The organism is Micromonospora sp. NPDC049051, assembly GCF_043197575.1.
Classification (GTDB): domain Bacteria; phylum Actinomycetota; class Actinomycetes; order Mycobacteriales; family Micromonosporaceae; genus Micromonospora.
The window spans coordinates 596,436-621,851 of sequence record NZ_JBICTL010000002.1 but is presented as its reverse complement, the minus strand read 5'-3'; the positions used below and the strand labels follow the sequence as shown (position 1 = coordinate 621,851).

Sequence of the window (25,416 nt, the reverse complement as noted above, 5' to 3'; positions counted from 1 at the left end):
CCCTGCCATCGCGTTTCCGATGCGCAGGGGACCCCTCCTCACCGCTCAGCGTTCCCGGACCACCGCCACCGGGCAGTGCGCGTGCTGGATGAGCTGCTGGCTCACCGAACCGAGCAGCATCCCCTTCAGGCCGCCCCGGCCCCGGGTGCCCACCACCACCAGGCAGGCGTTGCGGCTCCCGTCGACCAGCAGGGACGCCGGGCGGCCCTCCGCCACCTCGACGGTCACCGGCACGTCGGGGAACGTGGTGCCCCACCGGGCCAGCGGCTCGTCCAGCTCGGCCCGGTCGGCCGCCGTGGCCTCCCGCGCCTCGGGGCCCGACGGCGGACGCTGGCCGGCGGGCGGTTGCCAGGCCCGGACCACGTGCAGCGGTACCCGCCGCGCCTCGGCCTGCTCGAACGCGAAGCCCAGGGCCAGCAGGGAACAGTCGGAGCCGTCCACGCCGACCGCCACGTGCCCGGTGCGCCCGCCGGCGACCGACTCGCCGCGCACGACCACGACCGGGCAGTGCGCGTGGGCGGTCACGGCCACCGCGGTCGAGCCGACGAGCAGCCCGCCGAAGCCGCCGTGCCCGCGCGTGCCCAGCACCAGCAGGTCGGCCTGCGCCGAACGTTCCTGGAGCACCAGCGCGGGCGGCCCGTCGAACACCTCACCCGTGACGGTCAGCTCCGGGTGCGCGGCGGACGCGTCCGCCGCCGCCTTGCGTACCAGCTCCTCGACCTGCCGGCGGGCCGTCTCGTCCGGCCAGACGCCGGGGGCGACGCCGGGACCGATCCAGCCGGCCACGGTGAGCCACTCGAAGACGTACGCCAGCCGCACCGGCCGCCCGCTGCGCCCGGCCTCCTCCAGCGCCCACCCCAGGGCGGCGTCGGCGTCGGCGGAACCGTCGTAGCCGACCAGGATCTCGTTGCCGCTCATCGCGTCCACCTCTCGTCCGTTGCCTCGGGGCTCGTAAGCTCACTCCTCGCGTTCACTGGGCTGGCCTTTCGTGAACGACTGCGGGGCTCGCAAGCTCACTCCTCGCGTTCACTGGTCACCGCGCAGGCCGGGGTCCGTCTCGCGTACCCAGCGCCACTCCGCGACCCGCGGGTCGTCCTCGCCGTGCTCGCGGGTGTAGTCCCGGCAGGACTGCCGCGCGTCGACCATCTCCTGCCGCAGGTGGGCGGCCCGGTCGGCCAGGCCCGGCACCCGGTCGATCACGTCGATGACCAGGTGGAAGCGGTCCAGGTCGTTGAGCATCACCATGTCGAACGGCGTGGTGGTGGTGCCCTCCTCCTTGTAGCCGCGCACGTGCAGGTTCTCGTGGTTGGTCCGACGGTAGGTGAGCCGGTGGATGAGCCACGGATAGCCGTGGTACGCGAAGATGACCTGCCTGTCCCGCGTGAAGATCGTGTCGAACTCCTTGTCCGACAGCCCGTGCGGGTGCTCGGTCGGCGGTTGCAGCCGCATCAGGTCGACCACGTTGACGACCCGTACCTTCAGCTCCGGCAGGTGCCGGTGCAGCAGGTCGGCGGCGGCCAGCGTCTCCAGGGTCGGCACGTCCCCGGCGCAGGCGAGCACCACGTCCGGCTCGCTGCCGGCGTCCGTGCTGGCCCAGTCCCAGATGCCGATGCCGCGCCGGCAGTGCTGGATCGCCTCGTCCATCGACAGCCAGTTCGGGGCGGGCTGCTTGCCGGCCACCACCACGTTGATGTAATGCCGGCTGCGCAGGCAGTGGTCCATCGTGGAGAGCAGTGTGTTCGCGTCCGGCGGCAGGTAGACGCGGACCACCTCGGCCTTCTTGTTCATCACGTGGTCGATGAAGCCCGGGTCCTGGTGGGAGAAGCCGTTGTGGTCCTGCCGCCAGACGTGGCTGGAGAGCAGGTAGTTCAACGACGGCAGCGGCGCCCGCCACGGGATGCCCCGGGTCACCTTCAGCCACTTGGCGTGCTGGTTGACCATCGAGTCGACGATGTGGATGAACGCCTCGTAGCTGGTGAAGATGCCGTGCCGGCCGGTCAGCAGGTAGCCCTCCAGCCAGCCCTGGCAGAGGTGCTCGGAGAGGACCTCCATCACCCGCCCGTCGGGCGAGAGGTGGTCGTCGTCGGGCACGATGCCGGCCATCCAGGCCCGACCGGTGACCTCGAACGCGGCGCCGAGCCGGTTCGAGGCGACCTCGTCCGGACCGAAGAGGCGGAACGTCTGCGGGTTGGCGGTGATCACGTCGCGAACCCACGGGCCGAGGGCACCCGTCGCGCCGGCCACCGTCGCGCCGGGCCGCTGCACGTCGACGGCGTACTCGCGGAAGTCCGGCAGCACCAGGTCACGCAGCACCAGCCCGCCGTTGGTGACCGGGTTGGCGCTCATCCGCCGCTCGCCCCGGGGCGGCAGCGCCGCCAGCTCGGCGACCGGCGCGCCCATGGCGTCGAAGAGCTCCTCCGGCCGGTAGCTGCGCAGCCAGCGCTCCAGCTCCGCCAGGTGCTCCGGGTTCCGGCGTACCTCCGACAGCGGCACCTGGTGCGCGCGGTAGGTGCCCTCGACCTGCTTGCCGTCGACGTCGCGGGGGCCGGTCCAGCCCTTCGGCGTACGCAGGACGATCATCGGCCAGCGGGGGCGCTCGGCGGCGCCGCCCGAGCGGGCCCGTCGCTGGATGGCGGCGATCTCGTCCAGCGCCCGGTCCAGCGTGCCGGCGAGCGCCTGGTGCACCGTCGCCGGATCGTCGCCCGCGACCACGTACGGCTCGTAGCCGAAGCCGCGCATCATGGCGAGCAGGTCGTCCTCACCGATCCGGTCGAGCACCGTCGGGTTGGCGATCTTGTAGCCGTTCAGGTGCAGGATCGGCAGCACCGCGCCGTCGCGCGCCGGGTTGAGGAAGACATTGGAGAGCCAGCTTCCCGCCAGCGGGCCGGTCTCCGCCTCCCCGTCGCCGATGACGCAGGCCACCAGCAGGTCCGGGTTGTCGAACGCCGCGCCGTAGGCGTGGCTGAGCGCGTACCCCAGCTCGCCGCCCTCGTGGATCGAACCCGGCACCTCCGCCGCCACATGGCTGGGAATGCCGCCGGGGAACGAGAACTGGCGGAACAGCCGGGCCATGCCGACCTCGTCGCGGCCGATGTGGTGGTACAACTCGCTCCAGGTGCCCTCCAGCCAGGTGTTGGCGACGATCGCCGGACCGCCGTGACCGGGGCCGGTGACGAACAGGGCGGACAGGTCACGGGCGACGATGACCCGGTTGAGGTGGGCGTAGAGCAGGTTGAGTCCGGGGCTGGTGCCCCAGTGGCCGAGCAGGCGCGGCTTGACGTGCTCGGGGGCCAGCGGCTCGCGCAGCAGCGGGTTGTCCAGCAGGTAGATCTGCCCGACGGTCAGGTAGTTCGCCGCCCGCCAGTAGGCGTCCAGCCGGCGCAGCTCGTCTTCGGTCAGGGGGCTGTGCAGGTCGAGAGCGGTGTCCATACTGCATGAGCCTCTCGCGGGTAGGGCGATACTGCATCCTCAGCGCGCGGATTCGTCCGGGCCGGTCTCAGCATCTCCGGTCGACACCGGTGCGGATCAGGGCCGTTGGTCCCGTGGGCGGCGGGCGTTCGCGTCAGTCCACCGGAAACCCCGTCAGCCCGCGCACCACGATCAGCGGCGCGGGGGAGTGGTAGAGCAGCGCCTGACTCACCGCCCCGAGCATGCCCCGCCCCGGCTCGTCGCCCCGGGCGGCGACCAGCGCCACCTGCGCCGAGCGGGACTGCTCCACCAGTACGGTGCCGGGGTCGCCCCGGATCGTGTGGCACTCCGTGGCCACCGACGGAAACCGCTGCGCCGAGCGCTCCACCATGTCGGCGAGCAGCCCGGGATCCTCGCCGTCCTCCTCCGGCTCGACGACGCGCACCGCCAGCAGACGCGACTCCCGCCCGGCCGCGCACTCGAACGCCCACTCCAGCGCGGCCTGCGAGCTGACGGACCCGTCCACCCCGACCAGCACCGGCCCCTGCGGCGGCGGCTCCCGGCGGACCACCAGCACCGGGCAGCCGGCCCGGGCGGCGAGCTGCACCGCCGGCGCGTCGGCCGGCACGCACTCGCCGCAGGTCGCCATGCCGCCGTCCCCGACGGCGAGCAGGAACGCCGTTTCCGACCGGCGGAGCAGGGTCTCGACGAGGGCACCCTCGATGATCTCGCCGCCCACCGGCAGCGCCGGCGCGACCTCGTTGGCGATCTCCGCGGCCCGGGACATCAGCTCCTCGGCGTCCGCGCGTGGCCCCGCGACCGACGGCGCTTCCAGCGCGGCCGTCCAGTTGAACGCGTGCAGCAGGCACAGCGAGCGGCCGTGTGCGGCGGCCTCCTGTGCCGCCAGCCTGACCACGGGCAGGTTGCGCTCCGTGCCGAGCCCGACCAGCACCGCCGCGTCGGTGGGTGCGGCCATCCGAATCACCTCCGCAGGCGTCGCGCCCGGCCCTTCCGTCGAGGCTAGTCGCGTCGGTACCACTGCGGGCGGGATTGCGGGCGTCGCGATGCTCGTGCGTGGGGGTCTGTTACGGGGCGTCGTGGTGGGGGTGGCCCGCCGTGCCCGGCTCCGGGCGGTCAGGCTTGATCCCTGCGCCCGGGCACGCGGGCCACACCGCGTCGGTCCCCACTGCTGCGTCCGCCCGCGGCGACTTTCGGTCCCGGTCCGGCCGAGTTCTCGGTCTGGCGAGATCTTGGTAGGAATGTGCCCCTCCAGGGGCCGTTTTCTAACAACATCTCGGCGAGCCGTCATCTCGGCCCAGATACGTCGACTATCCGGTCTGTGGGCGGGTGTCGGGTTGGAGTTGGTCGGTTATGTTCCACCGTCGGTCTGTCAGGGCGGGATATCCGGTTCGGGGTGTGACCGGCCGCATCGTGGGGGCGGAATCGTGGCCGGGGCGGGGTCGTTACACCGTGCGTACGACCGAGCAGGGCCAACCCGCTCCGTGCGGGGAGGGCCATCCGCCCGAAGGGAACGAGGCCACACCGCCTCGCTTTGAGCCGGCGGGCTGGGATCCCCGGGAATGGTGGCGGGCCGGTCGTGGTTACACATGGTCACGGTCGACGTGAGGGCATCCCCCGCCCCGCGAGACAGCCCGGTTCCGTGGCTGACGTGACCGATCTGATCTTCCTCCAGTCCCTTACTGGAGTTTCCCCTTTCGAAGTTCATTGGGCGCCTGACGGTGCTTGCACCCGCGTGTAGCCGATCCTCCTCGGTGCGTGGGTGTCGACCCCCGAATGGAGCATCTGTGATGAACACGTTCATGCGTAAGAGCGTTCTGGGTATCGCTGGTCTGGCTGTTGCCGGTGGTCTGGCCGCCGGTCCGCTCAACCACGCCGACTCCACCGCCCCCGTCGAGGCCACCGCCCCGATCACCGCCGTCGCGGTGCAGGCTGACAAGCCGTCGGTCGATAAGGGCAAGTTGGTGCCGCATGGTGTGCAGGGCGCGCAGTCGCGTGTCGACCTGTCCGACGAGCAGGTGGCCAATGTGAAGGCGATCATCGCGGCGACGAAGAAGGCCGGCATGGACGAGCGTGCGGCCGTGGTGTCGATCGCGACCGCGTTGCAGGAGTCGAAGCTGGAGAACCTGGGTCACCTGGGTGACCGCAACGACCACGACTCGCAGGGCCTGTTCCAGCAGCGCCCGTCCAGCGGGTGGGGCACGGTCGAGCAGATCACCAACCCCGAATACTCCACCACCGCCTTCCTGAAGGGCCTCAAGCAGGTCGACGGATGGCAGGACATGCCCCTGACCAAGGCCGCGCAGACGGTGCAGGTGTCGGCGTACCCCGACCACTACGCCCAGTGGGAGCAGATGGCCGCCGACCTGGTCGCCGAGCACTGGAACAGCTGACCCGCGCACGTGCATGAGTGATGCCGCTGGCCGGTACCCCACCCGGGGTTGCCGGCCAGCGGCGTCTGTGCCGACGGTCCGATCGGGTGAGCCGGCCGGACGATCGGTCATTTCCATGTGCGACGGAGGTTCTTCGGTACCTAGGAATGAGGCATGGCCAACGAGGTGACCGTTCCCCTGCTGCCGTGCGCATCCATCGACGACATCGCCGCCTTCTACGAAGTCCTCGGGTTCCGTACGACGTACAAGCAACGCAAGCCCAACCCGTACGTGGCGCTGCAACGCGAGGATCTGAACCTGCACTTCTTCGAGATCGCCGGCTTCGACCCGGAGCAGTCATACGGCTCCTGCCTCGTACTCACCTCGGACATCGAGGGACTGCACCGGGCGTTCGCCGCTGGCATGCGGGCCGCGTACGGCAAGGTGTTGGTGTCTGGCACACCGCGAATGACCCGACCCCGAGCGCGGAAGAACTACGACGGGTTGGGCGGGTTCAGCGTCATCGACCCCGGTGGCAACTGGATTCGCGTCGTTCGGCACGCCAGCTCTCCTGCTGAGCCGGCGACCGCGCCCGAGGGGCGGCTGGCCAGGGCTCTGGCGAACGCTGTCGTGCAGGCCGACTCCAGGGGTGACGTCCGGCAGGCCGTCCGGATCCTCGACGGCGCGTTGACCCACCCGAGGGCCGACGACGACCCGGTCACGCAGGTGGAGGTTCTGATCTACCGCGCCGAACTGGCGATGGTGCTGCACGACCCGGAGACGGCAACCGACATGCTGGCGCGCGCGGAACGCGTCGTGCTCGGTGAGGACGAGATCGAACGGGCGGCGCCTGCGTTCGAGAACGCCGCCGAACTCGCTGCGGCACTACGGTGAGCCGCCGGACTCGCTGCCGGCACTTCGGTGAGCCGTCGAAGTCGCGGCGGCGCTGCGGTGAGCCGGCGGACTCGCGGCGGTGAGCGGCGGACCCGGGTGGGAACGTGACTCCCGAGCTGTCGATTATCGGTCTCTGGGCGGTCGCGGGGTGCCGCACACTGACCCTATGAACCATCCGGACGCCTTCCTCGCCGATCCGCCGCAGAGCCCAGCGGTGACCGCCGCCTACGAGGCCGATCTCGCCTCCGACGGATACGTCAACAACCTCACCCGTGTCTGGTCCTGGCGTCCGGACGTGCTGGCGTCCTTCCAGGCCCTGCGTGCCGATCTCCTGGCCGATTCAGGCCTGTCGTCGAGGGAGGTGGCCGTCATGGTCGCGGCCACCGCCGCCGCCCGCGGTGACGCCTACTGCGCGCTGGCGTGGGGCTCCCGACTGGCCGAACTCAGTGACGAGGCCACCGCCGCCGGGGTGCTGCGGGGCGTTGACGGCGACCTGTCCGAACGGGAGGCCGCACTCGCCGGTTGGTCCCGTCAGGTCGTCGGGGATCCGAATGCCACGACCGGGGCGCACGTGGAGCGGTTGCGCGACGCGGGTCTCGACGACCAGGAGATCTTCGAGGCGACGGCCTTGATCGCGTTCCGGCTGGCGTTCTCCACCGTCAACGACGCGCTGGGAGCACGGCCGGATCCGCAGCTTGCGGAGAAGGCACCCCGGCTCGTCCGGGAAGCCGTCACCTACGGCCGTCAAGCCCAGCCGCGTACGCCCACGGCGGCGGCGCCCGGGACGCGCGCGAGGAGTCCTGGCGGCAGCCCGGGCTCCGCCGGCGGCATGTGAGGAAGCCCAATCGGGGCCGGGTCCACTACGGTTGGCTGATGCGGCGACTCACCGACGAGACGGTCCTGGCCGTCGGCAGGCTGACGCTGGCCGCGACCGAGTTGGAGTACCTTCTCGCGCACATCGGAGCCGGTCAGGTCGACGGCGGCCTTGCCGCGATCTTCACCGCTTCCGGCGAGCCGTTGCGTGCGGCACGACATGTCGCGCAGCGCGTCTCCGCGGACCGCCGGGACGAGTTTTTCGGGCTGGTCGAAGCCGCCGCGACGTACCTGGTGCAGAGTCGTACGGCCGTGTGCGCGATGTGGTTCGAGAGCGGCTCCGTCGACGCGGCGACCTTCGACGAGATCGCCAACCTCATCCTGCGGTGCCGAGGCCGGTTGCAGGCGCTGCTCGACGAACTGGAGTCGACGCCGCCCGCTCTACCGCGACATCGGTAGCACGTGTGGCCGGCGGTGGGTCCGGTCGGTCCGGCGGCAGCGCTGAGGGCGCGGGTGGGCCAGTGCCGGTGAGGCGGTCGACCTAACCGTGGCGAACCGGACTCTCCGGTCGGCTGTCGGTGCCTTGTGTGAGGCTTCGGGGCATGGCGACTTTCGTTCTGATCCACGGCGGCGGAGGCAGCGCCTGGGGCTGGCACCTGTTGGTGCCCGAGTTGACCGGTCGCGGCCACGACGTGGCGGTGCCGGAGCTGCCGATCGAGGACAGTTCGGCGGGGTTCGCCGAGTTCCGCGAAGCGGTCGTCGACGCGATCGGCGACCGGCGTGACCTCGTGGTCGTCGGGCACTCGTACGGGGCGCTCACCGCGCCGCTGATCGCCGACAGGCTGCCGGTGCGGCTGATCGTCCTGCTCACTCCGATGGTGCCGAAGCCCGGCGAGAAGCCCGGGGACTGGTGGGGCAACACCGGTCACCGCGAAGCGGAGGGGCTGACCGAGGAGCAGCAGTTCCACAACGGCGTACCGGCCGAGATCGTGGCGGAGGCTGCGGCTCATGGCCGGGCGCAGGTCAGCGCGGAGTGGAAAGAGCCGTGGCCGCTGGAGTCATGGCCGGCCGTGCCGACGAAGGTGCTCATCGCCCGCGAGGACCGGTTCTTCCCGGCGGACTTCCAGCGTCGGGTGGCCGCCGACCGGCTGGGCGTCGCACCGGATGAGATGGACGGTTGCCACAGCGTGGCGCTCAGCCATCCGGAGCAGCTCGCCGACCGGCTGACCGCGTACCTGGGCGAAGGGGCCGGTTCGCGGGCGCGCTAGTCGAGGCAGAACTCGTTGCCCTCGACGTCCTGCATCACGAGGCACGACTCGTTGTCGTCGTCGGCGAGCAGGAGTTGCACGCGTACCGCGCCGAGCGCGACCAGCCGTGCGCACTCGGCCTCGAGTACGGCCACGCGCTCCTCACCCACGAGGCCGGTGCCGACCCGTACGTCGAGGTGCAGCCGGTTCTTGACGACCTTGCCTTCGGGGACACGCTGGAAGTACAGCCGCGGGCCAACGCCTGAGGGGTCGACGCACGCGAACGCGGCACCCTGTTTCCCGGGCGGCAGTGAGCGGTCGAAATCGTCCCAGGTGGCGAACCCCTCCGGCGGAGGCGGTACGACGTACCCCAGCGCCTCGCACCAGAAGCGAGCGACGCGCTCCGGTTCCGCGCAGTCGAAGGTGACCTGGATCTGCTTGACCGACGCCATCGATCCACTGTAGAGGCGGGGCCTGCCATCGTCCGCGCGGGGTCGCCCTGGTCGGGTGTCAACATGGGTTGACATCCGGCCCGTGTCAACGTAAGTTGACGACATGAGTCAGGCGACGGAACTCGCGGCGGCAGCCGGCAGCACCGACCCCCGGGTCGGGCTCCGTGCCGTCCGCGCGCTGCGCCGGTTGCTCGAGCGGCTCGAGGTGGTCCAGGTGGACAACGCCCGTCGACAGGGCTGGTCCTGGCAGGAGATCGCCGACGAACTCGAGGTCAGCCGGCAGGCGGTCCACAAGAAGCACGCCGGTCGTCCGGCGGTCGGATCCTCCTGGGAGGCGTGATGTTCGAACGGTTCACCGACCGGGCCCGCACCGTCGTGCGGGACGCCCGGGACGAGGCCCGGACCGAGGGCCAGCGGCCCGTCGGCACCGAGCACCTGCTGCTCGCCCTGCTCTCCGACGGCGACAGCCTCGCCGCCCGGGTGCTCGCCGAGGCCGGCCTGCGCGCCGACGACCTGCGGGCCCGCGTCCGCCGGCACACCGAGCGGAGCGCCACCGGCCTCGCCGACGCCGACGCCGCCGCCCTGCGTGAGATCGGCATCGACCTGGCCGCCATCGTGGCCCGGATCGAGGAGTCCTTCGGCCCCGACGCGCTGCGCGAGGCCGCGCCGGCCCCGCGCCGCCGCTGGGGTCGCCGGCGGTACGCGGGCGGCCCCTTCTCCCCGCGTGCCAGGAAGGTGCTGGAGTTGGCGCTGCGGGAGGCGCTGCGACTGCGCCACCGGCACATCGGCACCGAGCACATCCTGCTCGGCGTGCTCCGCGAGGGGCACGGGCTGGGTGCGTTGGTGCTCACCGAGGCCGGGGCCGACCTCGACGACCTGCGCCGCCGGGTGGAGTCCGCCCTGCACACCCCCGCCTGACGGTCCCCCGACCCCACCCCGCCCGCCGATCACGAGGTTGCCGACGACGGGCGGGAAACGGGGGAGAGCGAGGATAAACGCGTTTTCGTTGCGCGTAACGTCACCACGTCGCCGGGTCGCTGCCGTACCGGATCTGCTGCACACTGGCGCCGTGGATGCTCGACAGGACAGGGAGCGCGCGGCGCACCACGGCGGTCTGCGCTCCGCGGTGGTGGTCAACCCGGCGAAGGTGGCCGACCTCGACGAACTGCGTCGTACGGTCACCGACGCCCTCGCCGCGGCCGGCTGGCCCGAGCCGCTGTGGTTCGAGACCACGGTCGAGGACCCGGGCCGGGGCCAGACGCGGGAGGCGGTCGAGGCCGGCGTCGACGTCGTCTTCGCCTGCGGCGGCGACGGCACCGTGATGGCCTGCGTCAGCGGCCTGGTCGGCACCGACGTGGCGCTCGCCGTGCTGCCCCAGGGCACCGGCAACCTGCTCGCGGCCAACCTGGGGCTCTCGGGTGACCTGGCCGCCGGGCTGGAGGTCGCCGTCGAGCGTGGCCGCCGGCTGCTCGACGTCGGCGCGGTCGAGGACCACTACTTCACGGTGATGGCCGGCATGGGCTTCGACGCCCAGATGCTCGCCGACACCTCGGAGACCACCAAGAAGCGGATCGGCTGGCCGGCGTACGTCGTGGGGGCCGCCCGGCACCTGCGCGACCGGCCGATGAGGGTCTCCATCCGCATCGACGACCAGCAGCCGATCCGGCGCCGGGCCCGCTCGGTCCTCGTCGCCAACGTGGGCCGCCTCCAGGGCGGCGTACGCCTGCTCACCGACGCGGAACCGGACGACGGCTACCTCGACGTCGCGGTGCTCACCCCGCGTACGCTGCGGCACTGGCTGGCGCTCGGCTGGGCGGTCGTACGCCGGCAGGACCGCGTCCCCCGGATGGAGGTCTTCCGGGCCAGGCGGGTGGAGATCACCAGCAACCGGCCCCAGCCCCGGGAACTCGACGGTGATCTCATCGAGCCGGGGCGCACCCTCAGGGCCGAGATCCGGCGGCGGGCGCTGTGGCTCTGCGTGCCGCAGCCGGCGCAGGATCCCGACCTGGCCGAGGACGCCGAGGCGGCCGGCGAACGCGGTGAGCGGCTCGTCGAGGAAGCCCGCCGTGAGTAGCACCCGCATGGTGCCGGAGACCCGGCTGATGTCCGACGAGGAACTCAACGCCGACGACGCCTGGCACACACTGCGCAGGCAGGGCGGCTGGCACCTGCTGCGGGACGCGTTCATCCGGTTCCGCTACGGCGACGGGTTCAGCCACTCCCGGGCCTTCGCGCTGCAACTCTGTCTCGCCGTGGTGCCGTTCCTGATCGCGCTGACCGGCCTGATCAGCGAACTCGGCGTGGCGGAGGGCGGCCGGGTGGTCGCCGACACGGTGCTCGCGCTCACCCCCGGGGCGAGCGAGCCGATGGTGGCCGAACTGCTGGGGGAGGGGGACCGCACCGAACGGGCCGGCGAGCTGGCGCTCAGCCTCGGCCTGGTCACCGGGCTGGTCGCGCTGACCAGCACCATGGCGCAGATCGAGCGCGGCGCCAACCGGATCTACGGCGTGGAGCGGGACCGGCCCGCGCTGTGGAAGTACGTCCGCGCCACCGTCCTCGCCCTGATCGCCGGCGTACCGGCGCTCACCGGGTTCCTGATCCTCGTCGGCGGCGGCCCGATGGGCGACTCCGTGCAGCGGCACTACGCCTGGGGCGAACTCGCCAACGGCCTCTGGGACGTGGTGCGCTGGCCGCTCAGCCTGGGCCTGACCGTCCTCGCCGTCGCGGTGATCTTCCGGCACGCGCCCCGCCGTAAGCAGCCCGGCCTGTCGTGGCTCTTCCTGGGCGCCGGCATCGCCACCGTGCTGTGGTGGGTGGCCAGCCTGCTGCTCGCCGCGTACGTGCGGTTCAGCGGCGGCTTCGGCCAGACGTACGGGGCGCTGACCGGGATGATGGCGCTGCTGCTCTGGGCCAACCTGACCGGCATGGCGCTCTTCGGGGGGCTCTCCTTCGCCGCCCAGTTGGAGGCGCTGCGCATCGGCGTGCGGGAGCCCGCCCAGCCGGACCTCTGGGAGCCCGAGACCGAGCGCGTGGAGACCCACGACACCGGCGAGATGACCGCGCTCTAGCTCTGATTCGGACACCTCCCGGTGTACGCGCGACGCCGATCGGGTAAAGCGGCACGCCAGAAGCGAGAGGGAGGCTGCCGTGGGCGCGGTCAAAGAGGCGTTGCGACGACCCTTGGGTCACTTCACCGAGCGTACGCTCGCCGGCCTGGCGATCGTGCTCGGCGCCGGGGTCGGGTTCGGGGTGCTCCTCGTGCTGGTCCGGACCCGGTGGACCCCGCTCTACGACGTCGACCACGGCGTGGCCGCCTGGCTCAACGACCTGGTCGCCCCGCACGGGCCGCTGGTGACCGTGCTCAACGCGCTCACCGACCTCGGCGGGCGGGCGGTGATCGTCTGGCTGGTCTCGGTCGCCGTGGTCGGCCTGCTGATCCGCAAGCAGGGCCGGCTCGCGGTGTTCCTGATCGTCACCGGCGTCGGCGCCCTCGTCCTCGACCCGGCGCTCAAGACACTGGTGGACCGGCTGCGCCCCGAGGTGGAGGTGCCCATCGGCACGTACGCCGGGGACAGCTTCCCCAGCGGGCACGCACTCGGCTCGATGGTCGCCTACGGGGCGCTGCTGCTCGTCTTCCTGCCGGCCATGTCGCGCCGCTGGCGCAAGCCGGCGATCGCCCTGGTCGCCGTCATCGTGTTCCTCATCGGCCTGACCCGGATCGCGTTGGGCGTGCACTTCGTCTCGGACGTCCTCGGCGCCTGGCTGCTCGGCGCCGCCTGGCTCGGCGTCACCGCGTACGCCTTCCGGCTCTGGCGGCTCGAGCGCGGCCGGCCGGTCCCGGCGTTGACCGACGGGCTGGAGCCGGAGGCCGCGCACGACGTGGCACCCGCTCCCGACGAGGCGCACCTGCTGCCGCACCCCCGGGCCGCCGTGTTCGAGCTGATCGTCGGCTGGGTGCTGGTCCTCGGCGCGCTCTACGGCTTCGGCATGTTCGTCAGCTACCACGCCGGGGGCACCTTCTTCGCCACCCTGGACACCGACGTGCCGAGGTGGTTCGCCGAGCACCGCACCCCCGGCCGGGACGACGTCAGCTACTGGTGGAGCAAGGTCGGCGACACCCACGCCATCCTGCTCATCTCGCTGGTCTTCTGCCCGATCGTGCTCGCCGTGTGGCGGCGCTGGCGGCCGGTGCTGTTCGTGGCGCTGACCATGTTCGGCGAGCTGAGCCTCTTCCTCGCCTCCGCCGCCGCGGTCGACCGGCCGCGCCCGCCGGTCGGCAACCTCGACGGGCCGATGCCGACCTCCTCCTTCCCGTCCGGCCACATCGCGGCCACGCTCTGCGTCTGGGTGGCGATCGCGGTGATCGTCTTTCCGCGTACCGACCGGTGGTGGCGGTGGATCTTCGTGGCGCTGGCGGTCGTGATGCCGGTCGGCGTGGCGATCAGCCGGATGTACCGGGGGATGCACCACCCCACCGACTTCATGGGCGCGATCATCCTCACGACCCTCTGGATCGGGCTGCTCTACTGGGTGATCCGCCCCAACGAGGACGTGCGCGAGGGCAACCAGCCGAGCATCGAGTCCGAGGATGTGCACACCCTCGACGACGAGCTGGCCAAGGCCGGCCGGGCGGACTGACGCCGCCCATGCTGCGGGCGATGACCTGGAACATCCGCACGGGCGGGCGCGATCGCGGCGGCGCCGACCGCCGGGACCTGCTGGTCCGGGTCGTCGCCGCCGAGCGGCCGGACGTGCTGGCGTTGCAGGAGTTGCGGGGCTTCGACGACCGGCCGGCCGCTGCGCCCGCCCCCGGTGGTGGTCGCCGCGCAGCTGCCGGCGGGGCGCTCGCCGACTTCGCGGGCCGGGTGGGGATGCGCCCCCACCTGGCCCGGTCCTGCTTCGGACAGCCGGTGGCGGTGCTGCTGCGACCGCCGCTGCGGGCGCTCGCCGCGACCCGGGTGCGCCGGCCGTTCCACCACGCCGCGCAGCGCGTCACCGTGGCGACCACCGCCGGAGCGCTCACGGTGCTGAGCGTGCACCTCGACCCGTACTCGGGGCTGCGCCGCCGCGTCGAGGCGGGCTGGGCCGCCGCCGCGCTGCGCCGCGCGCCGGGGGAGCTGGGAATGCTGGCCGGGGACCTGAACACCCTCGACCCGGTGGCCGAGCACACCGACCGCATCGCCCGGCTGCCGGCCGCGTACCGCCGACGTCACCTGCGCCGCGACGGGCGGACGGTGGAGACCCGGGCGGTGGCCCGGCTGCTCGCCGCCGGCCTGATCGACCTGTACGCGGCGATCAGCCCGCCGGACGACGGCACGGCGGACGCCGGGCTGACCGCGCCGACCCGGCACGGCGGCGGGGCCGAGTTCTCGGGGATGCGGCTGGACTACCTGTTCGGCACGGCGGCGCTCGCCGAGCGGGTGCGGGACTGCCGGGTGCTGCGCGGCGGCGACACCGAGTACGCCTCCGACCACTACCCGGTCGTCGCGGACCTGGACCTCGACCCGTCCTGAGCGCCCCGCCCCCGCCTGCCCGCCCGCCCCTGCCCGCGCTTATGCCCGCCCTGACCGCCTTGCCCGCGCGTGCCCGCCCGCTCTGCCCGCGCCTGCCCTGCTTGCCCGCCCTGACCGCCCGCCCTCACCGCCCGCTCTGCCCGGCTTGACCGCCCGCTCTGCCCGGCTTGACCGCCCGCTCTGCCCGGCTGACCGCCCGCCCTGCCCGGCCTGGCCGGGCGACCCCGGTCCTTCCCAGGGGGCGGGAGGGCGGCGCGTTGCCGGTGCTGACTACCGTGAGCCGGTGATCGACTCGCCGAGCGCGGACTCGGGGAACGCCGGGTCCCCACCTACCCCGCTGCTGGTCGCCGTCGTCCGGGGAATCGCGCTGGTAGTGGTGCTGCCCTTCCGGCTGGCGTGGGAGGTGGTCGCCGCCGTCGGCCGGTGGCTGCACCGCTGGCTGCTCGCGCCGCTCGGCCGGTTCCTGGACCGCTGGCTGCTGCGCCCGTTGGGCTGGCTACTGCGGATCCTGGTGTGGGTGCCGCTGAGCTGGCTCGGCCGTAGCGTGGCCTGGCTGCTGCGCTGGTTCGGCCTTGGCCTGTCCTGGCTGCTGCGCACGCTGGTCTGGGTGCCGTTGGTGTGGCTCGCACGGGGGCTGGCCTGGCTGGCCCGGACGGTGGTGTGGATACCGCTGGCCTGGTTGGCGTACCACCTGATCTGGGTGCCGCTGCGCTGGCTGGCCCGGCTCCTCGCGCCGCTCGGACGCCTGCTGGTGGCGGGGCTCGTGGCGGTCGGGCGGTGGCTGGCGGCGGTGGGGCGGGTGCTGCTCGGTGCGCTTGGCTGGGCGTGGTGGGCAGCCGGCCGGCTGCTCTGGTGGTGTTACGCGCTCACGCTGCGGCCGTTCGTGCTCGGGGCGGCCTGGCTGTGGCGGCACGCCGTCCGCCCGGTGGGTCGGGCGGTGGCCGCCGCGTGGCGGGCGACCGTGTCGCCGGCCGTCCGCTGGGTGCGCCGCGCCGTCGTGGACCCGGTTCGCCAGGCGACCCATGAGGCGCTGACCGCCCTCGGCCTGCGGAGCTGACCCGCGGACGCCGCGACGACGGCGGAGGGCACCCGACGAGCGGTACCCGAGCGAGATCTTGGCAAGAAACGGCCCCTCCAGGCGGGTTCAATCGGTGGTTGCAACACCGAGTAACTCAGCCATTTTCTCACCGGGGGTGGCCCAGCCCAGGGTCATCCGTGGACGGTCGTTGAGTTCGTCGGCGACGGCGTTGAGGTGGGCTTGGTCGATGGTGGTGAAGTCGAAGCGGCCTTTCGGGAAATACTGGCGTAGCAGGCCGTTGGTGTTCTCGTTGCTGCCGCGTTGCCAGGGACTGTGCGGGTCGCAGAAGTAGACCGGGCAGTCGGTGGCGATGGTGAAGTCACGGTGCCGGGCCATCTCGGGGCCCTGGTCCCACGTCAGAGAGGCCCGTAGCCGCTGCGGTAGCCAGGTCATCGCGGCGGCCAGCTGCGACACGACGTAATCGGACATCTTCCCTTGGGGGAGCCCGACCAGGATCACGAAGCGGGTAGCGCGTTCCACCAGAGTGGCGATCGCGGAACCACCACGCCCACCACGGCGTATCCCCTCAAGGAGGTCACCCTCCCAATGCCCGGGCACCGCCCGATCGGTGACCTCGGCGGGGCGGGCGCTGATGTTCAACCCGAGCCAGGGCCGACTCGACCGAAGCGCTGCCGCCGCCACCGGCCGACGCCGACGCGCCGCCCGCCCCGACCGCAGCGCCACCTGACGGCTCAACTCGGCACGAAGGTTCCCACGCGCCTGCAGATAGATCGCCTGATAGATCGTCTCGTGTGACACCTGCATCTCCGGCCGCAGCGGAAACTCCCACCGCAACCGAGCGGCGATCTGCTGCGGCGATCGGCGTCGCCGCAGCATATCCAGCACCGCCCGACGCAACGGCCCATCCACAGCCAACCGCGGCACCCGCTTGGCACGGCCATGCCGCAAAAACGACGCCCACTGCGCCACCGACGGCTGATACCGCTGCCCGTACCGTTCGAACCGGCCCACCTCCCGCGAAATCGTCGACGGCGCCCGTCCCAACCTCCGCGCGATCGACCGCACCGACTCACCCTCAGCCCGACCCAACCCGATCTGCTCCCGCTCCAACGCACTCAACCTCGACGCCACAACCACCCCAACGAAGATCATGAAGGAGGCGTTGCAACCACCAGTTGAGCCCGCCCCAGGGGCACTTCCGTACCAAGATCTCGAAGCCGAAGCCGAAGCCGAAGCCGAAGCCGAAGCCCGAGCCCGAGCAGGGTTACAGGAGCAGGTTTAGCACCACGGTCAGGACCACCGAGGCGACGATCGAGAAGAGGATCATCAGTAGGCAGCCGAGACCGCCGCCGGCCGGCCGGATCTCCGTGTTGCCGATACGCATGCGATCACCTGTTCGTCAGCGAGGGGGCGAGGAGGGCGCGGATCGCGTCGGCGAGCTGCGCCGGGGCGGTGGTGGCGACGTTGTGCGCGGCACCCGGCACGGTGACCGTACGGGCGTGCGGCAGCAGTCGGCCCACCTGCGTACGCCAGGAGGGCGGCACGAGCGGGTCCCGGGAGCCGGCGACCACCAGGGTGGGCGCGGCGATGCGGACCAGGTCCGCCTCGATGTCGTTGCGCACCGAGTGCGACAGCGTCGCGTGGACCCGCCAGGGGCGGGCGTCGAGGACGTCCCGCAGCAGGATGGGCGCCTGTAACGGCGCCTCCCGCACGGTGTCCACGAGCCAGCGTCCGAACTGCCTCCGGCGGGACCGGCCGGCCGGGTCGCTGGTCGGGCCGGCGAGCACCACGGCCCGGACCGCCTCGGGGTGCCGGGCGGCCAGCGCCGCGACGACCTCCGCGCCGAACGAGTGCCCGAGCAGGCAGACGGGCGGCAGCCGGTACGCGGCCAGCCAGGCGGCCAGGTGCGCGGCGTGCTGGCGTACGTCGTAGGCGCTGCCGGGGTGCTCGGTCAGCCCGAAGCCGGGCAGGTCGGGCACGTACACCGGACGGGTGTCGGCCAGCGCCAGGGCGAGCGGGGTCAGGTAGCGGTGGGACACGGCCAGCCCGTGCACCAGCACGACCGGGGTGGCTGCGGCGCCGGGGTCGCCCGCGCGGCGGGTGTGCGTACGGAGTCCGTCGACCAGCCGCCACTCGCTGCTCAGTCCGGCGGCCGGCTTCGGGGCGGCCAGCGCGACGCGCAGCTCCGCCGGACCGAACCGGCCCGGCGGGGTCGTCCGGGGCGGCCGGAGCGGCGACGCCCTCACAGCTCGCGCAGCCTCGGCAGGAGCTGCTCCTGCGCCCAGTCCAGGAACATCGGCTGCGTCTCGCCGCCCACCTGCACGATCGCCACGTGGGTGAAGCCCGCGTCGACGAACTTCTTGAACGCCTCGACGTGCCGGTCCACGTCCGGTCCGCAGGCGATCCCCTCGGCCACGTCCTCCTCGCGGACGAACTGGGTGGCGGCGGCGAACGAATTCGGCCCGGGCAGGTCCGTGTTGACCTTCCAGCCCATCCCGAACCAGCGGAACTGGTCGTGCACGATCTTGCGGCACTCGGCCTCGTCGGGGCCGTAGCAGATGGCCACCTGGCCGTAGCGGGGCTGCCCGGCGCCGCCGGCGTCGTCGTACATCTCGATGATGTGCGGGTCCGGTTCCGTGGCGACGAGGCCGTTGCCGTACTCGGCGGCGAGGGTCACCGACTGGCGGCCGGAGGCGGCGACGGCCATCGGCACCGGCCGCTCCGGGCGGTCCCACACGTAGGCGTCGGGCACGTCGTAGTGGTTGCCCGAGAAGGTCAGCGTCTCGCCGTTGAGCAGCGGCCGGATGACCTGGAGCGCCTCCTCGAACATCTCGTGGCGCTGCTGCACGTGCGGCCAGCCGCCCACCACGTGCTCGTTGAGGTTCTCGCCCGCGCCGAGGCCGAGGGTGAACCGGCCGTCGGAGAGCACCCCGACCGTGCTGGCCTTCTGCGCCACGACCGCCGGGTGGTAGCGGCGGATCGGGCAGGTGACGAAGGACATCAGCTGCGCCCGGCTGGTGGCGTGCGCGACCGCGCCGAGCACCGACCAGGCGTACGGGGAGTGGCCCTGGGAGTCCAGCCAGGGGTAGTAGTGGTCGGAGATGACGAGCTGGTCGAAGCCGGCCGCCTCCGCCCGTACCGCGTAGTCGACCAGTTGCTTGGGACCGGCCTGCTCGCACAGCAGGGTGTAGCCGACGTTGACCATGGCTGTCTCCTTCCGACCCGGGGCGGATCATCCCCGGATACCCCCACCAGCCCGGGTCAACCCCCGCGTCCGGTGCCGAGTCTGCCGCCGCTTAACCGGTTCATTGCGTGACCGCCCCGACCCGCCTACGCTGATCCCTGCGCCGCCGGGAGCCGGGCGGCGGCTGTCGGGCTACAGCCGCCATCCCCTGTACGCCCCACCCCCACCTGGGCAGCGGGGGTCCTCCCTTTGAGGAAGGCCATGAAGAAGAGACTCTCCGCCGCCGGTGCGGCCCTGCTCGCGTTGCTGGTCGCCGTGCTGGCGTTCGGTCAGCCCGCGCGGGCCGCCACCGGCTTCACCGTCGCCGACGGCAAGCTCTACGACGCCAACGGCAGCGAGTTCATCATGCGCGGCGTGAACCACGCGCACACCTGGTACCAGCAGCAGACCAGCTCCTTCGCCGCCATCAAGGCGCTCGGGGCGAACACGGTGCGGGTGGTCCTGGCCAGCGGCCAGCGGTGGACGAAGAACGACACCGCCGACGTCGCCAACGTCATCTCGCTGTGCAAGGCCAACCGGCTGATCTGCGTACTGGAGGTGCACGACACCACCGGCTACGGCGAGCAGAGCGGGGCGGCCACCCTGGACCAGGCGGTCGACTACTGGCTGAGCATCTCCAGCGCCCTCGCCGGCCAGGAGAAGTACGTCATCGTCAACATCGGCAACGAGCCGTACGGCAACCAGGGCTACGGCACCTGGGCGACCGACACCGCCAACGCGATCAAGCGGCTGCGGGCGGGCGGCCTGACGCACACGATCATGGTCGACGCCCCCAACTGGGGCCAGGACTGGACGTTCACCATGCGCGACAACGCCGCGTCGGTCTTCGCGGCGGACCCGCAGAAGAACACCGTCTTCTCCATCCACATGTACGGCGTCTTCGACACCGCCGCCGAGATCAGCGACTACCTCGGTCGGTTCCGTACGGCCAAGCTGCCGATCGTCGTGGGTGAGTTCGGCTTCGACCACTCCGACGGCAACCCGGACGAGGACGCCATCCTCTCCTACACCCAGGCCAACGGGATCGGCTACCTGGGCTGGTCGTGGAGCGGCAACGGCGGTGGCGTCGAGTACCTCGACATGGTCACGAACTTCAACCCCGCCGCACTGACCACCTGGGGCCAGCGCATCTTCAACGGCGCGAACGGGATCAAGGCCACCGCCCGGGAGGCGACGGTCTACGCCAGCACCCCGCCGCCGACGAGCCCGCCCCCCACCACGCCGCCCCCCACCACGCCTCCGCCCACCACCCCGCCGCCGACGACCCCGCCGCCGGGCGGCTGCACCGCGACGTACACGGTGACCAACCAGTGGCAGGGCGGCTTCCAGGGCGAGGTGAAGGTGACCGCCGGCTCGGCGGCGATCACCGGCTGGACGACGAGGTGGACGTTCGCCAACGGCCAGACCGTCAGCCAGTCCTGGAGCACCGTCCTGAGCAGCAGCGGGTCGACCGTCACGGCCCGCAACGCCGACTGGAACGGCCGGCTGGGCGCCGGGGCGAGCACCAGCTTCGGCTTCATCGCCAGCTGGAACGGCACCAACGCCACGCCCGCGGTGACCTGCACCGCGAGCTGAGCATCCCCGCCCACCGGTGGCCGGTCCACACGTCCCCGGCCACCGGTGGGAGGACAACCTCATGAGGACGTGTCCACAGTGCCGCACCGACTGCCACCTGCCGGTCGAACGACGGATACCGCCGGCTGTGCCGCCGCGGGAGTCGGCGCGCATGACGGTGAGGTCGCCTTACTCCCTGTACACCCACCTCCGAAACCTGTCGACCATGGCTGACGCGCCGTCGGGCTGCAGCAAAGACTGCAGAAACACCCGGTGCCGCCAGGCCAGTAGCGCGATCCAGAAGACCACCACAGCCCACAGCAACAGAGAGACGCTGCGGAACCGCATGACTGCCGCGTCGCGGCGTGCCTGGGCCTCGGTCGCCGTGTAGACCACAGTGCCGTCGGCGACGAAGCCGTCGGCGGTGATCCGGTGGTGCACGTGGTAGGAGCCTGCGTTCTCCAGCTTCGACTCGGGGTCTTCGCGCAACTCGAATCGGACCGGCGTGCCGGGCAGCAGCTCCCTGCCCGGCAGACTCCGCACCCTGAACTCGACCCCGGGGTGCTCGCGGAGCGTCACCAGATTACGCACGACGAAGGTCCTGCTATTGCCTGATCCCGACCTCTCCTGGGCGGTCCCGACCGAGTCGACCGTGCCCGTCACCACGAACAGCTCTGCCGGCAGGTCCGGCTCGTCGGCGTCCGCTGCCATGTTCCAGCAAAAGGCTGCTGTAACGGCAAGCGCGAGGAGGACCACATAACGCGGTCCGGGGCGGAAGCGCGGCATGCCGGCGAGAGTAGCCGCACCCAGCCACCGGTGCCGTTGCCCGACAGCCGCCCCGGCGCCGGCCGTCACCCGTCGACGGCGGTGACCTCCAGCAGCACGGTCTGCTCGGGGTGCAGCGCCGGCAGTTGGAGCCCGACGGTCGCCAGCACCGCGCCGCCGAGCGTCACGCCGTCGCCGTCGGCCAGCCAGCCCGGCTCGGTGAGCTGGAGGGTGGCGGGCTCCGGCACTCCGGCGACGGGGCGCACCGCGTACCGCCGGTGGGGGTCCAGGCCGGGAAGCCGGACCGGCCCGGGCGCCTGGGCCGTCGAGGTGGTCAGCCGGGTCACGGCGTACACCGCGTGGGACCGGTCGTGGGCGACGACGCCGTGCGCCCAGACGGCCGGGTCGGGATGGTCGACCCGGACCACCCGGCCGGCGTGCAGCAGCGGGCGCAGCCGCTTGTGCAGCGCGACCCAGGCGGCCAGCTCGCGGCGCTGGATGAAACCGATCGCGCCGATGTCCCACTCGATGCCGTGGTGGCCGAAGAGCGCGGTCGCCGCCCGGAAGCCCAGGTCGTGCACGCGGTGGGTGGTGTGCGAGCGTTCCGGGCCGATGTGGGTGCCGACCAGCTCGGGCGGCAGGAGCAGCCCCGTCCAGCGTTGGATGGCCAGCCGCTCCAGGGCGTCGTTGCAGTCGCTGGCCCAGACGCGGTCGGTGCGCCGCAGGATCTCCAGGTCCACCCGGGCACCCCCGGACGCGCAGCTCTCGATCTCCACCCCGGGGTGGCGGCGGCGCAGCTCGTCGAGGAGCCGGTACACCGCGAGGGTCTGCCCGTGCACCCCCGGGCGGCCGTGGTGGCCGGCCTCGGTCAGGTCCCGGTTGTGGTCCCACTTGAGGTAGCCGATGCCGGGGTAGGCGGTGAGCAGGTCGTCCAGCCGGTGCAGCAGGTGGTCGTAGACCGGTGGGTGGGCCAGGTCGAGCACCTGCTGGTGCCGCCACGACGGGGGCAGCCGGCCGGGCACCGACAGCACCCACTCCGGGTGGGCGCGGAACAGCTCGGAGTCGGGGTTGACCATCTCCGGCTCGACCCAGAGCCCGAACTGCATCCCGTGCCCGCGTACGTGGTCGACGAGCGGGTGCAGGCCGTCGGGCCAGACGGTGTCGTCGACGTACCAGTCGCCGAGGCCGGCGAGGTCGTGGCGGCGGCCCCGGAACCACCCGTCGTCGAGCACGAACCGCTCCACCCCAACCTCGGCGGCGTGGTCGGCCAGCGCCCGCAGCCGGTCCAGGTCGTGGTCGAAGTAGACGGCCTCCCAGACGTTGAGGGTGACCGGGCGGGGCGTGGTCGGGTGCCGCGGGCGGGCGCGCAGGTGGGTGTGCAGGACGTCGCTGAGCCCGTCCAGCCCGGCGGCGGAGAAGACCGCGTACAGCAGGGGGGTGGCGTACTCCGCGCCCGGGTCGAGCACCACCTCGCCGGGGGCGAGCAGCTCACCGCCGCCGAGAATGGACTCGCCCGTCGGCCGCCGCTCGGCGAAGGTCACGTGGTCGCCGCTCCAGGCGGTGTGCACCGCCCACACCTCACCGTGGCCGAAGCCGAACCCGGCCGTGCCGGCGACCAGCAGCAGGGTCGCGTCGTGCCCGGTGCGGCCGTGCCGTCCCTCGCGTACCCAGGTGCCCATCGGCCACGGGTGCCGCTGCGGGGACCGCTCCCGGCACCACCGGCCCGTCAGGTCGAGCAGTTCGGTGGCGACCGCCGGCACCGGCAGGACGGGGGTCAGCTCCCGCAGCTCGTACGGGCGGTCGCCGTCGTTGTGCAGCCAGTGCCGCAGCAGCACCAGCCCGGTCGGGTCGAGGGTGAGCTCGACGGTCAGCGACAGCCCGGCGGCGGCGTCCGAGGCCCGGACGGTGACCCGGGCCGGCGCGGCCTGCTCGTCGTCGCCGACGTCGAGGGAGTCGAGGCGGAAGGCGGTGGACCAGTCCCGGCGTTCGCGGTGCCCGGCCAGCGCGGGCCGGCCGCCCCAGCCGGCCGACGCCTCCGGCAGCAGGGACAGCACCGTGGGCGCGTCGAAGCTGCTCGGTACGACCGGCGCGACGGTGGCGTCGACCAGGGCGGGCAGGTCGCCGGCCGGGACCGGGCCGAGGTCGGCGCCCCAGTGCGCGACGCGGGGCAGCCCCGGGCCGCGCGCGTCGAGCACCAGGCTGGTCCGGGCACGGCGCAGGTGGACGATGCTCATCCTTTTGACGCTCCCAGGGTCAGGCCCCGGACGAACTGCCTCTGGAGCAGGAAGAACACCACCAGGGTCGGGATGGCGACCAGCACCGAGCCGGCCGAGACGAGGTTGTTGTCGGTGAAGAACTCGCCGCGCAGGTTGTTCAGCGAGCTGGTGACCGGGAACTTGTCGCCGGTACGCATGAGCACGGTGGCCCAAAAGAACTCGTTGTAGATCCAGGTCACCTCCAAGGTGGCCAGCGCGGCGAGGGCCGGCCGGCACAGCGGCAGGGTCACCTGCCAGTACTGGCGCCAGACGCTCGCCCCGTCGATCATCGCCGCCTCGTAGAGGTCGTGCGGCAGGGCCTTCATGTAGTTGCTGAGCACGAAGACGCAGAAGCCGCACTGGAAGGCGACGTTGACCAGGATCAGCCCCCAGTAGCTGTCGTAGAGCACCTCCGAGTCGCTCATGAACGCCGGCAGCGGCACCTGGGTGAAGAGCCGGAACAGCGGGATGAGCAGAGCCTGCTGGGGCAGCAGGTTCGCGGCGGTGAACAGGCCGAGCAGGACGATGTTGGTCTTCCAGCTGAACCGGGCGATGACGAACGCCACGCACGAGGCGAGGAAGAGGGTCAGCAGCACCGCCGGCACGGTGATGTAGACGGAGTTGAGGAAGTGCTTGCCGAACTCGGCGGTCCGCCAGGCGGTGACGTAGTTGTCGAGGGTCCACCCGCCGAGCGAGACGTAGCCGTGGACGGCCGTGTACTCGTAGGAGCGCAGCGAGGTCAGCACGGCCCAGAGGATCGGGAAGAGCCAACCGACCGCCACCGCGGCGAGGAAGACGTGCAGCACCACCCGGGCGGGGCGCGGCGGTGGGCGGCGCCGGGGCGCGGGAGTGGTCTCGACTTCCCGGGGCACGGTCGCGGTGCTCATCGGCGGCCCTCCCGCAGCACGGTCGCCAGGTAGACGGTGATGAAGAGGAGCGAGACGACCAGCATGATCGTCGCCAGCGCCGAGCCGAAGCCGATCCGGCTCGCCTCGCCCACCACGTTCTGGGTGACCAGCGCCGAGAGCAGCTCCAGGCCGTTGCGGCCCTTGTTGATGACCCAGACCAGGTCGAACGCGCGCAGCGACTCGATCACCGTCACCACCAGCACGATGATGTTGATGGGCCGCAGCACCGGGAAGATCACCGCGAAGAACGTCCGGCCCTCCGACGCGCCGTCCACGGCGGCGGCCTCCCGCAGCGACGGGTCGACGCCCTTCAGCCCGGCCAGGTAGAGCAGCATGATGTAGCCGACGTGCCGCCAGCCGGCGGCCACCAGCACGGCCCAGATGTTGACGCCGGGGTCGCCGTACCAGTCGACGTCGGTGCCGAACAGGGCGTTGAGCAGGCCCTGGTCGCGGGAGTAGAGCAGCTGCCAGACGAAGCCGATCAGCGCCAGCGAGAGCACCACCGGCAGGTAGAGCGCCGTCTGGTAGAACCGGGTGCCGCGCAGCTCCTTGTCCAGCAGGACGGCCAGGAACATGCCGAACGGGGTGGCCACCACGAACAGCGCCGCCAGCCAGAGCAGGTTGTTCTGCACGGCCGGCACGAACGGCGGATAGTTCCGCACCACGTCGGCGTAGTTGCGCCCGCCGACCCACTCGATGTCGGAGACCGGGCCGATGCCGTCCCAGTCGGTGCCGGAGAGCAGTACGGTGGCGCCCGCCGGCAGCCAGACCAGGCCGACGACGAGCAGCAGCGGTACGGCCACCATGAGCGCGACGACCACGCGGTCGGTACGGGACAGCAGCCGTACGCGCCGGCGGCGGCCACCCCCGCGGGGGGCCGCCGCCGGCGGCGGCGCGGCGCGATCCGCTTGGATCAGGGGCAGGTCGGACACGG

General features: G+C 72.2%; 24 protein-coding genes. 13 read left to right on the top strand and 11 right to left on the bottom strand.

The window, feature by feature from the left end; genetic code table 11:
- Positions 1 to 45 precede the first annotated feature (45 nt).
- The 3 genes from ACGFIR_RS10035 to ACGFIR_RS10025 form a co-directional block, all read right to left on the bottom strand.
- Entirely contained in the window at positions 46 to 918 is an 873-nt protein-coding gene (locus ACGFIR_RS10035; protein ID WP_393003906.1) for a universal stress protein, read from the bottom strand.
- A 108-nt stretch (positions 919 to 1,026) separates the two neighbouring features.
- A complete protein-coding gene (locus ACGFIR_RS10030) occupies positions 1,027 to 3,429 on the bottom strand; it encodes a phosphoketolase (RefSeq protein WP_393144340.1) in 2,403 nt (800 codons plus the stop codon).
- 133 nt (positions 3,430 to 3,562) lie between these two features.
- Entirely contained in the window at positions 3,563 to 4,384 is an 822-nt protein-coding gene (locus ACGFIR_RS10025) for a universal stress protein (protein WP_393144338.1), read from the bottom strand.
- An 832-nt stretch (positions 4,385 to 5,216) separates the two neighbouring features.
- Between ACGFIR_RS10025 and ACGFIR_RS10020 the strand changes: the two genes are divergently transcribed.
- The 5 genes from ACGFIR_RS10020 to ACGFIR_RS10000 all read left to right on the top strand — a co-directional run bounded on the left by ACGFIR_RS10020 (position 5,217) and on the right by ACGFIR_RS10000 (position 8,773).
- Positions 5,217 to 5,819, top strand: coding sequence for a hypothetical protein (locus ACGFIR_RS10020; protein WP_393144336.1), 603 nt, complete (start codon positions 5,217 to 5,219; stop codon positions 5,817 to 5,819).
- Between the two features lie 153 nt (positions 5,820 to 5,972).
- Positions 5,973 to 6,692, top strand: a complete 720-nt coding sequence (locus ACGFIR_RS10015; protein WP_393144334.1) for a VOC family protein — start codon at positions 5,973 to 5,975, stop codon at positions 6,690 to 6,692.
- Between the two features lie 166 nt (positions 6,693 to 6,858).
- On the top strand, positions 6,859 to 7,527 hold the full coding sequence (locus ACGFIR_RS10010; protein WP_393144332.1) for a carboxymuconolactone decarboxylase family protein: 669 nt from the start codon (positions 6,859 to 6,861) through the stop codon (positions 7,525 to 7,527).
- Positions 7,528 to 7,565: 38 nt separating this feature from the next.
- Positions 7,566 to 7,964, top strand: coding sequence for a hypothetical protein (locus tag ACGFIR_RS10005; protein ID WP_393144330.1), 399 nt, complete (start codon positions 7,566 to 7,568; stop codon positions 7,962 to 7,964).
- A gap of 143 nt (positions 7,965 to 8,107) precedes the next feature.
- Positions 8,108 to 8,773, top strand: coding sequence for an alpha/beta fold hydrolase (locus tag ACGFIR_RS10000; RefSeq protein ID WP_393144328.1), 666 nt, complete (start codon positions 8,108 to 8,110; stop codon positions 8,771 to 8,773).
- Here ACGFIR_RS10000 and ACGFIR_RS09995 read toward each other — a convergent pair.
- Positions 8,770 to 9,204 carry a VOC family protein gene (locus ACGFIR_RS09995; RefSeq protein ID WP_393003890.1) on the bottom strand — a complete coding sequence of 145 codons (435 nt, stop codon included), beginning with the start codon at positions 9,202 to 9,204 and terminating at the stop codon, positions 8,770 to 8,772. The genes ACGFIR_RS10000 and ACGFIR_RS09995 overlap by 4 nt on opposite strands.
- A 103-nt stretch (positions 9,205 to 9,307) precedes the next feature.
- Here ACGFIR_RS09995 and ACGFIR_RS09990 point away from each other — a divergent pair, with 103 nt between their 5' ends.
- From ACGFIR_RS09990 to ACGFIR_RS09960, 7 genes are all read left to right on the top strand, one after another.
- The gene (locus ACGFIR_RS09990) at positions 9,308 to 9,544 is read left to right on the top strand and encodes an HTH domain-containing protein (RefSeq protein WP_089001290.1); all 237 of its coding nucleotides are present in this window, start codon (positions 9,308 to 9,310) and stop codon (positions 9,542 to 9,544) included.
- Entirely contained in the window at positions 9,544 to 10,122 is a 579-nt protein-coding gene (locus ACGFIR_RS09985; protein WP_393003888.1) for a Clp protease N-terminal domain-containing protein, read from the top strand. Before ACGFIR_RS09990 ends, ACGFIR_RS09985 begins: the two co-directional genes overlap by 1 nt.
- Before the next feature lie 151 nt (positions 10,123 to 10,273).
- The gene (locus ACGFIR_RS09980) at positions 10,274 to 11,278 is read left to right on the top strand and encodes a diacylglycerol/lipid kinase family protein (protein WP_393003886.1); all 1,005 of its coding nucleotides are present in this window, start codon (positions 10,274 to 10,276) and stop codon (positions 11,276 to 11,278) included.
- On the top strand, positions 11,271 to 12,272 hold the full coding sequence (locus ACGFIR_RS09975) for a YihY/virulence factor BrkB family protein (protein ID WP_393003884.1): 1,002 nt from the start codon (positions 11,271 to 11,273) through the stop codon (positions 12,270 to 12,272). The genes ACGFIR_RS09980 and ACGFIR_RS09975 overlap by 8 nt, the downstream gene beginning before the upstream one ends.
- Before the next feature lie 79 nt (positions 12,273 to 12,351).
- On the top strand, positions 12,352 to 13,842 hold the full coding sequence (locus ACGFIR_RS09970) for a phosphatase PAP2 family protein (RefSeq protein ID WP_393003882.1): 1,491 nt from the start codon (positions 12,352 to 12,354) through the stop codon (positions 13,840 to 13,842).
- A gap of 8 nt (positions 13,843 to 13,850) precedes the next feature.
- Entirely contained in the window at positions 13,851 to 14,717 is an 867-nt protein-coding gene (locus ACGFIR_RS09965; protein ID WP_393144326.1) for an endonuclease/exonuclease/phosphatase family protein, read from the top strand.
- 283 nt (positions 14,718 to 15,000) lie between these two features.
- Positions 15,001 to 15,774 (top strand): hypothetical protein, encoded by a 774-nt coding sequence (locus ACGFIR_RS09960; RefSeq protein ID WP_393144324.1) that lies wholly within the window; start codon positions 15,001 to 15,003, stop codon positions 15,772 to 15,774.
- 87 nt (positions 15,775 to 15,861) lie between these two features.
- On the opposite strand, the gene ACGFIR_RS09955 is transcribed toward ACGFIR_RS09960, so the two are convergent.
- The 3 genes from ACGFIR_RS09955 to ACGFIR_RS09945 form a co-directional block, all read right to left on the bottom strand.
- Positions 15,862 to 16,908 carry an IS30 family transposase gene (locus ACGFIR_RS09955; protein ID WP_393144322.1) on the bottom strand — a complete coding sequence of 349 codons (1,047 nt, stop codon included), beginning with the start codon at positions 16,906 to 16,908 and terminating at the stop codon, positions 15,862 to 15,864.
- A 236-nt stretch (positions 16,909 to 17,144) separates the two neighbouring features.
- Entirely contained in the window at positions 17,145 to 18,002 is an 858-nt protein-coding gene (locus ACGFIR_RS09950; protein ID WP_393144320.1) for an alpha/beta fold hydrolase, read from the bottom strand.
- On the bottom strand, positions 17,999 to 18,961 hold the full coding sequence (locus ACGFIR_RS09945) for a TIGR03557 family F420-dependent LLM class oxidoreductase (RefSeq protein WP_393003875.1): 963 nt from the start codon (positions 18,959 to 18,961) through the stop codon (positions 17,999 to 18,001). Before ACGFIR_RS09945 ends, ACGFIR_RS09950 begins: the two co-directional genes overlap by 4 nt.
- 240 nt (positions 18,962 to 19,201) lie before the next feature.
- On the opposite strand from ACGFIR_RS09945, the gene ACGFIR_RS09940 reads away from it, so the two are divergent.
- Positions 19,202 to 20,575 (top strand): cellulase family glycosylhydrolase, encoded by a 1,374-nt coding sequence (locus tag ACGFIR_RS09940; protein WP_393144318.1) that lies wholly within the window; start codon positions 19,202 to 19,204, stop codon positions 20,573 to 20,575.
- A 168-nt stretch (positions 20,576 to 20,743) separates the two neighbouring features.
- Here ACGFIR_RS09940 and ACGFIR_RS09935 read toward each other — a convergent pair whose 3' ends face one another.
- The 4 genes from ACGFIR_RS09935 to ACGFIR_RS09920 form a co-directional block, all read right to left on the bottom strand.
- Complete coding sequence (locus tag ACGFIR_RS09935) at positions 20,744 to 21,340, bottom strand: hypothetical protein (RefSeq protein WP_393144316.1); 597 nt, start codon at positions 21,338 to 21,340, stop codon at positions 20,744 to 20,746.
- A 65-nt stretch (positions 21,341 to 21,405) separates the two neighbouring features.
- Positions 21,406 to 23,553 carry an alpha-galactosidase gene (locus ACGFIR_RS09930; protein WP_393144314.1) on the bottom strand — a complete coding sequence of 716 codons (2,148 nt, stop codon included), beginning with the start codon at positions 23,551 to 23,553 and terminating at the stop codon, positions 21,406 to 21,408.
- The gene (locus ACGFIR_RS09925) at positions 23,550 to 24,461 is read right to left on the bottom strand and encodes a carbohydrate ABC transporter permease (protein WP_393144312.1); all 912 of its coding nucleotides are present in this window, start codon (positions 24,459 to 24,461) and stop codon (positions 23,550 to 23,552) included. The genes ACGFIR_RS09930 and ACGFIR_RS09925 overlap by 4 nt, the downstream gene beginning before the upstream one ends.
- A complete protein-coding gene (locus ACGFIR_RS09920; protein WP_393144310.1) occupies positions 24,458 to 25,414 on the bottom strand; it encodes a carbohydrate ABC transporter permease in 957 nt (318 codons plus the stop codon). Before ACGFIR_RS09920 ends, ACGFIR_RS09925 begins: the two co-directional genes overlap by 4 nt.
- Between the last annotated feature and the right edge of the window lie 2 nt (positions 25,415 to 25,416).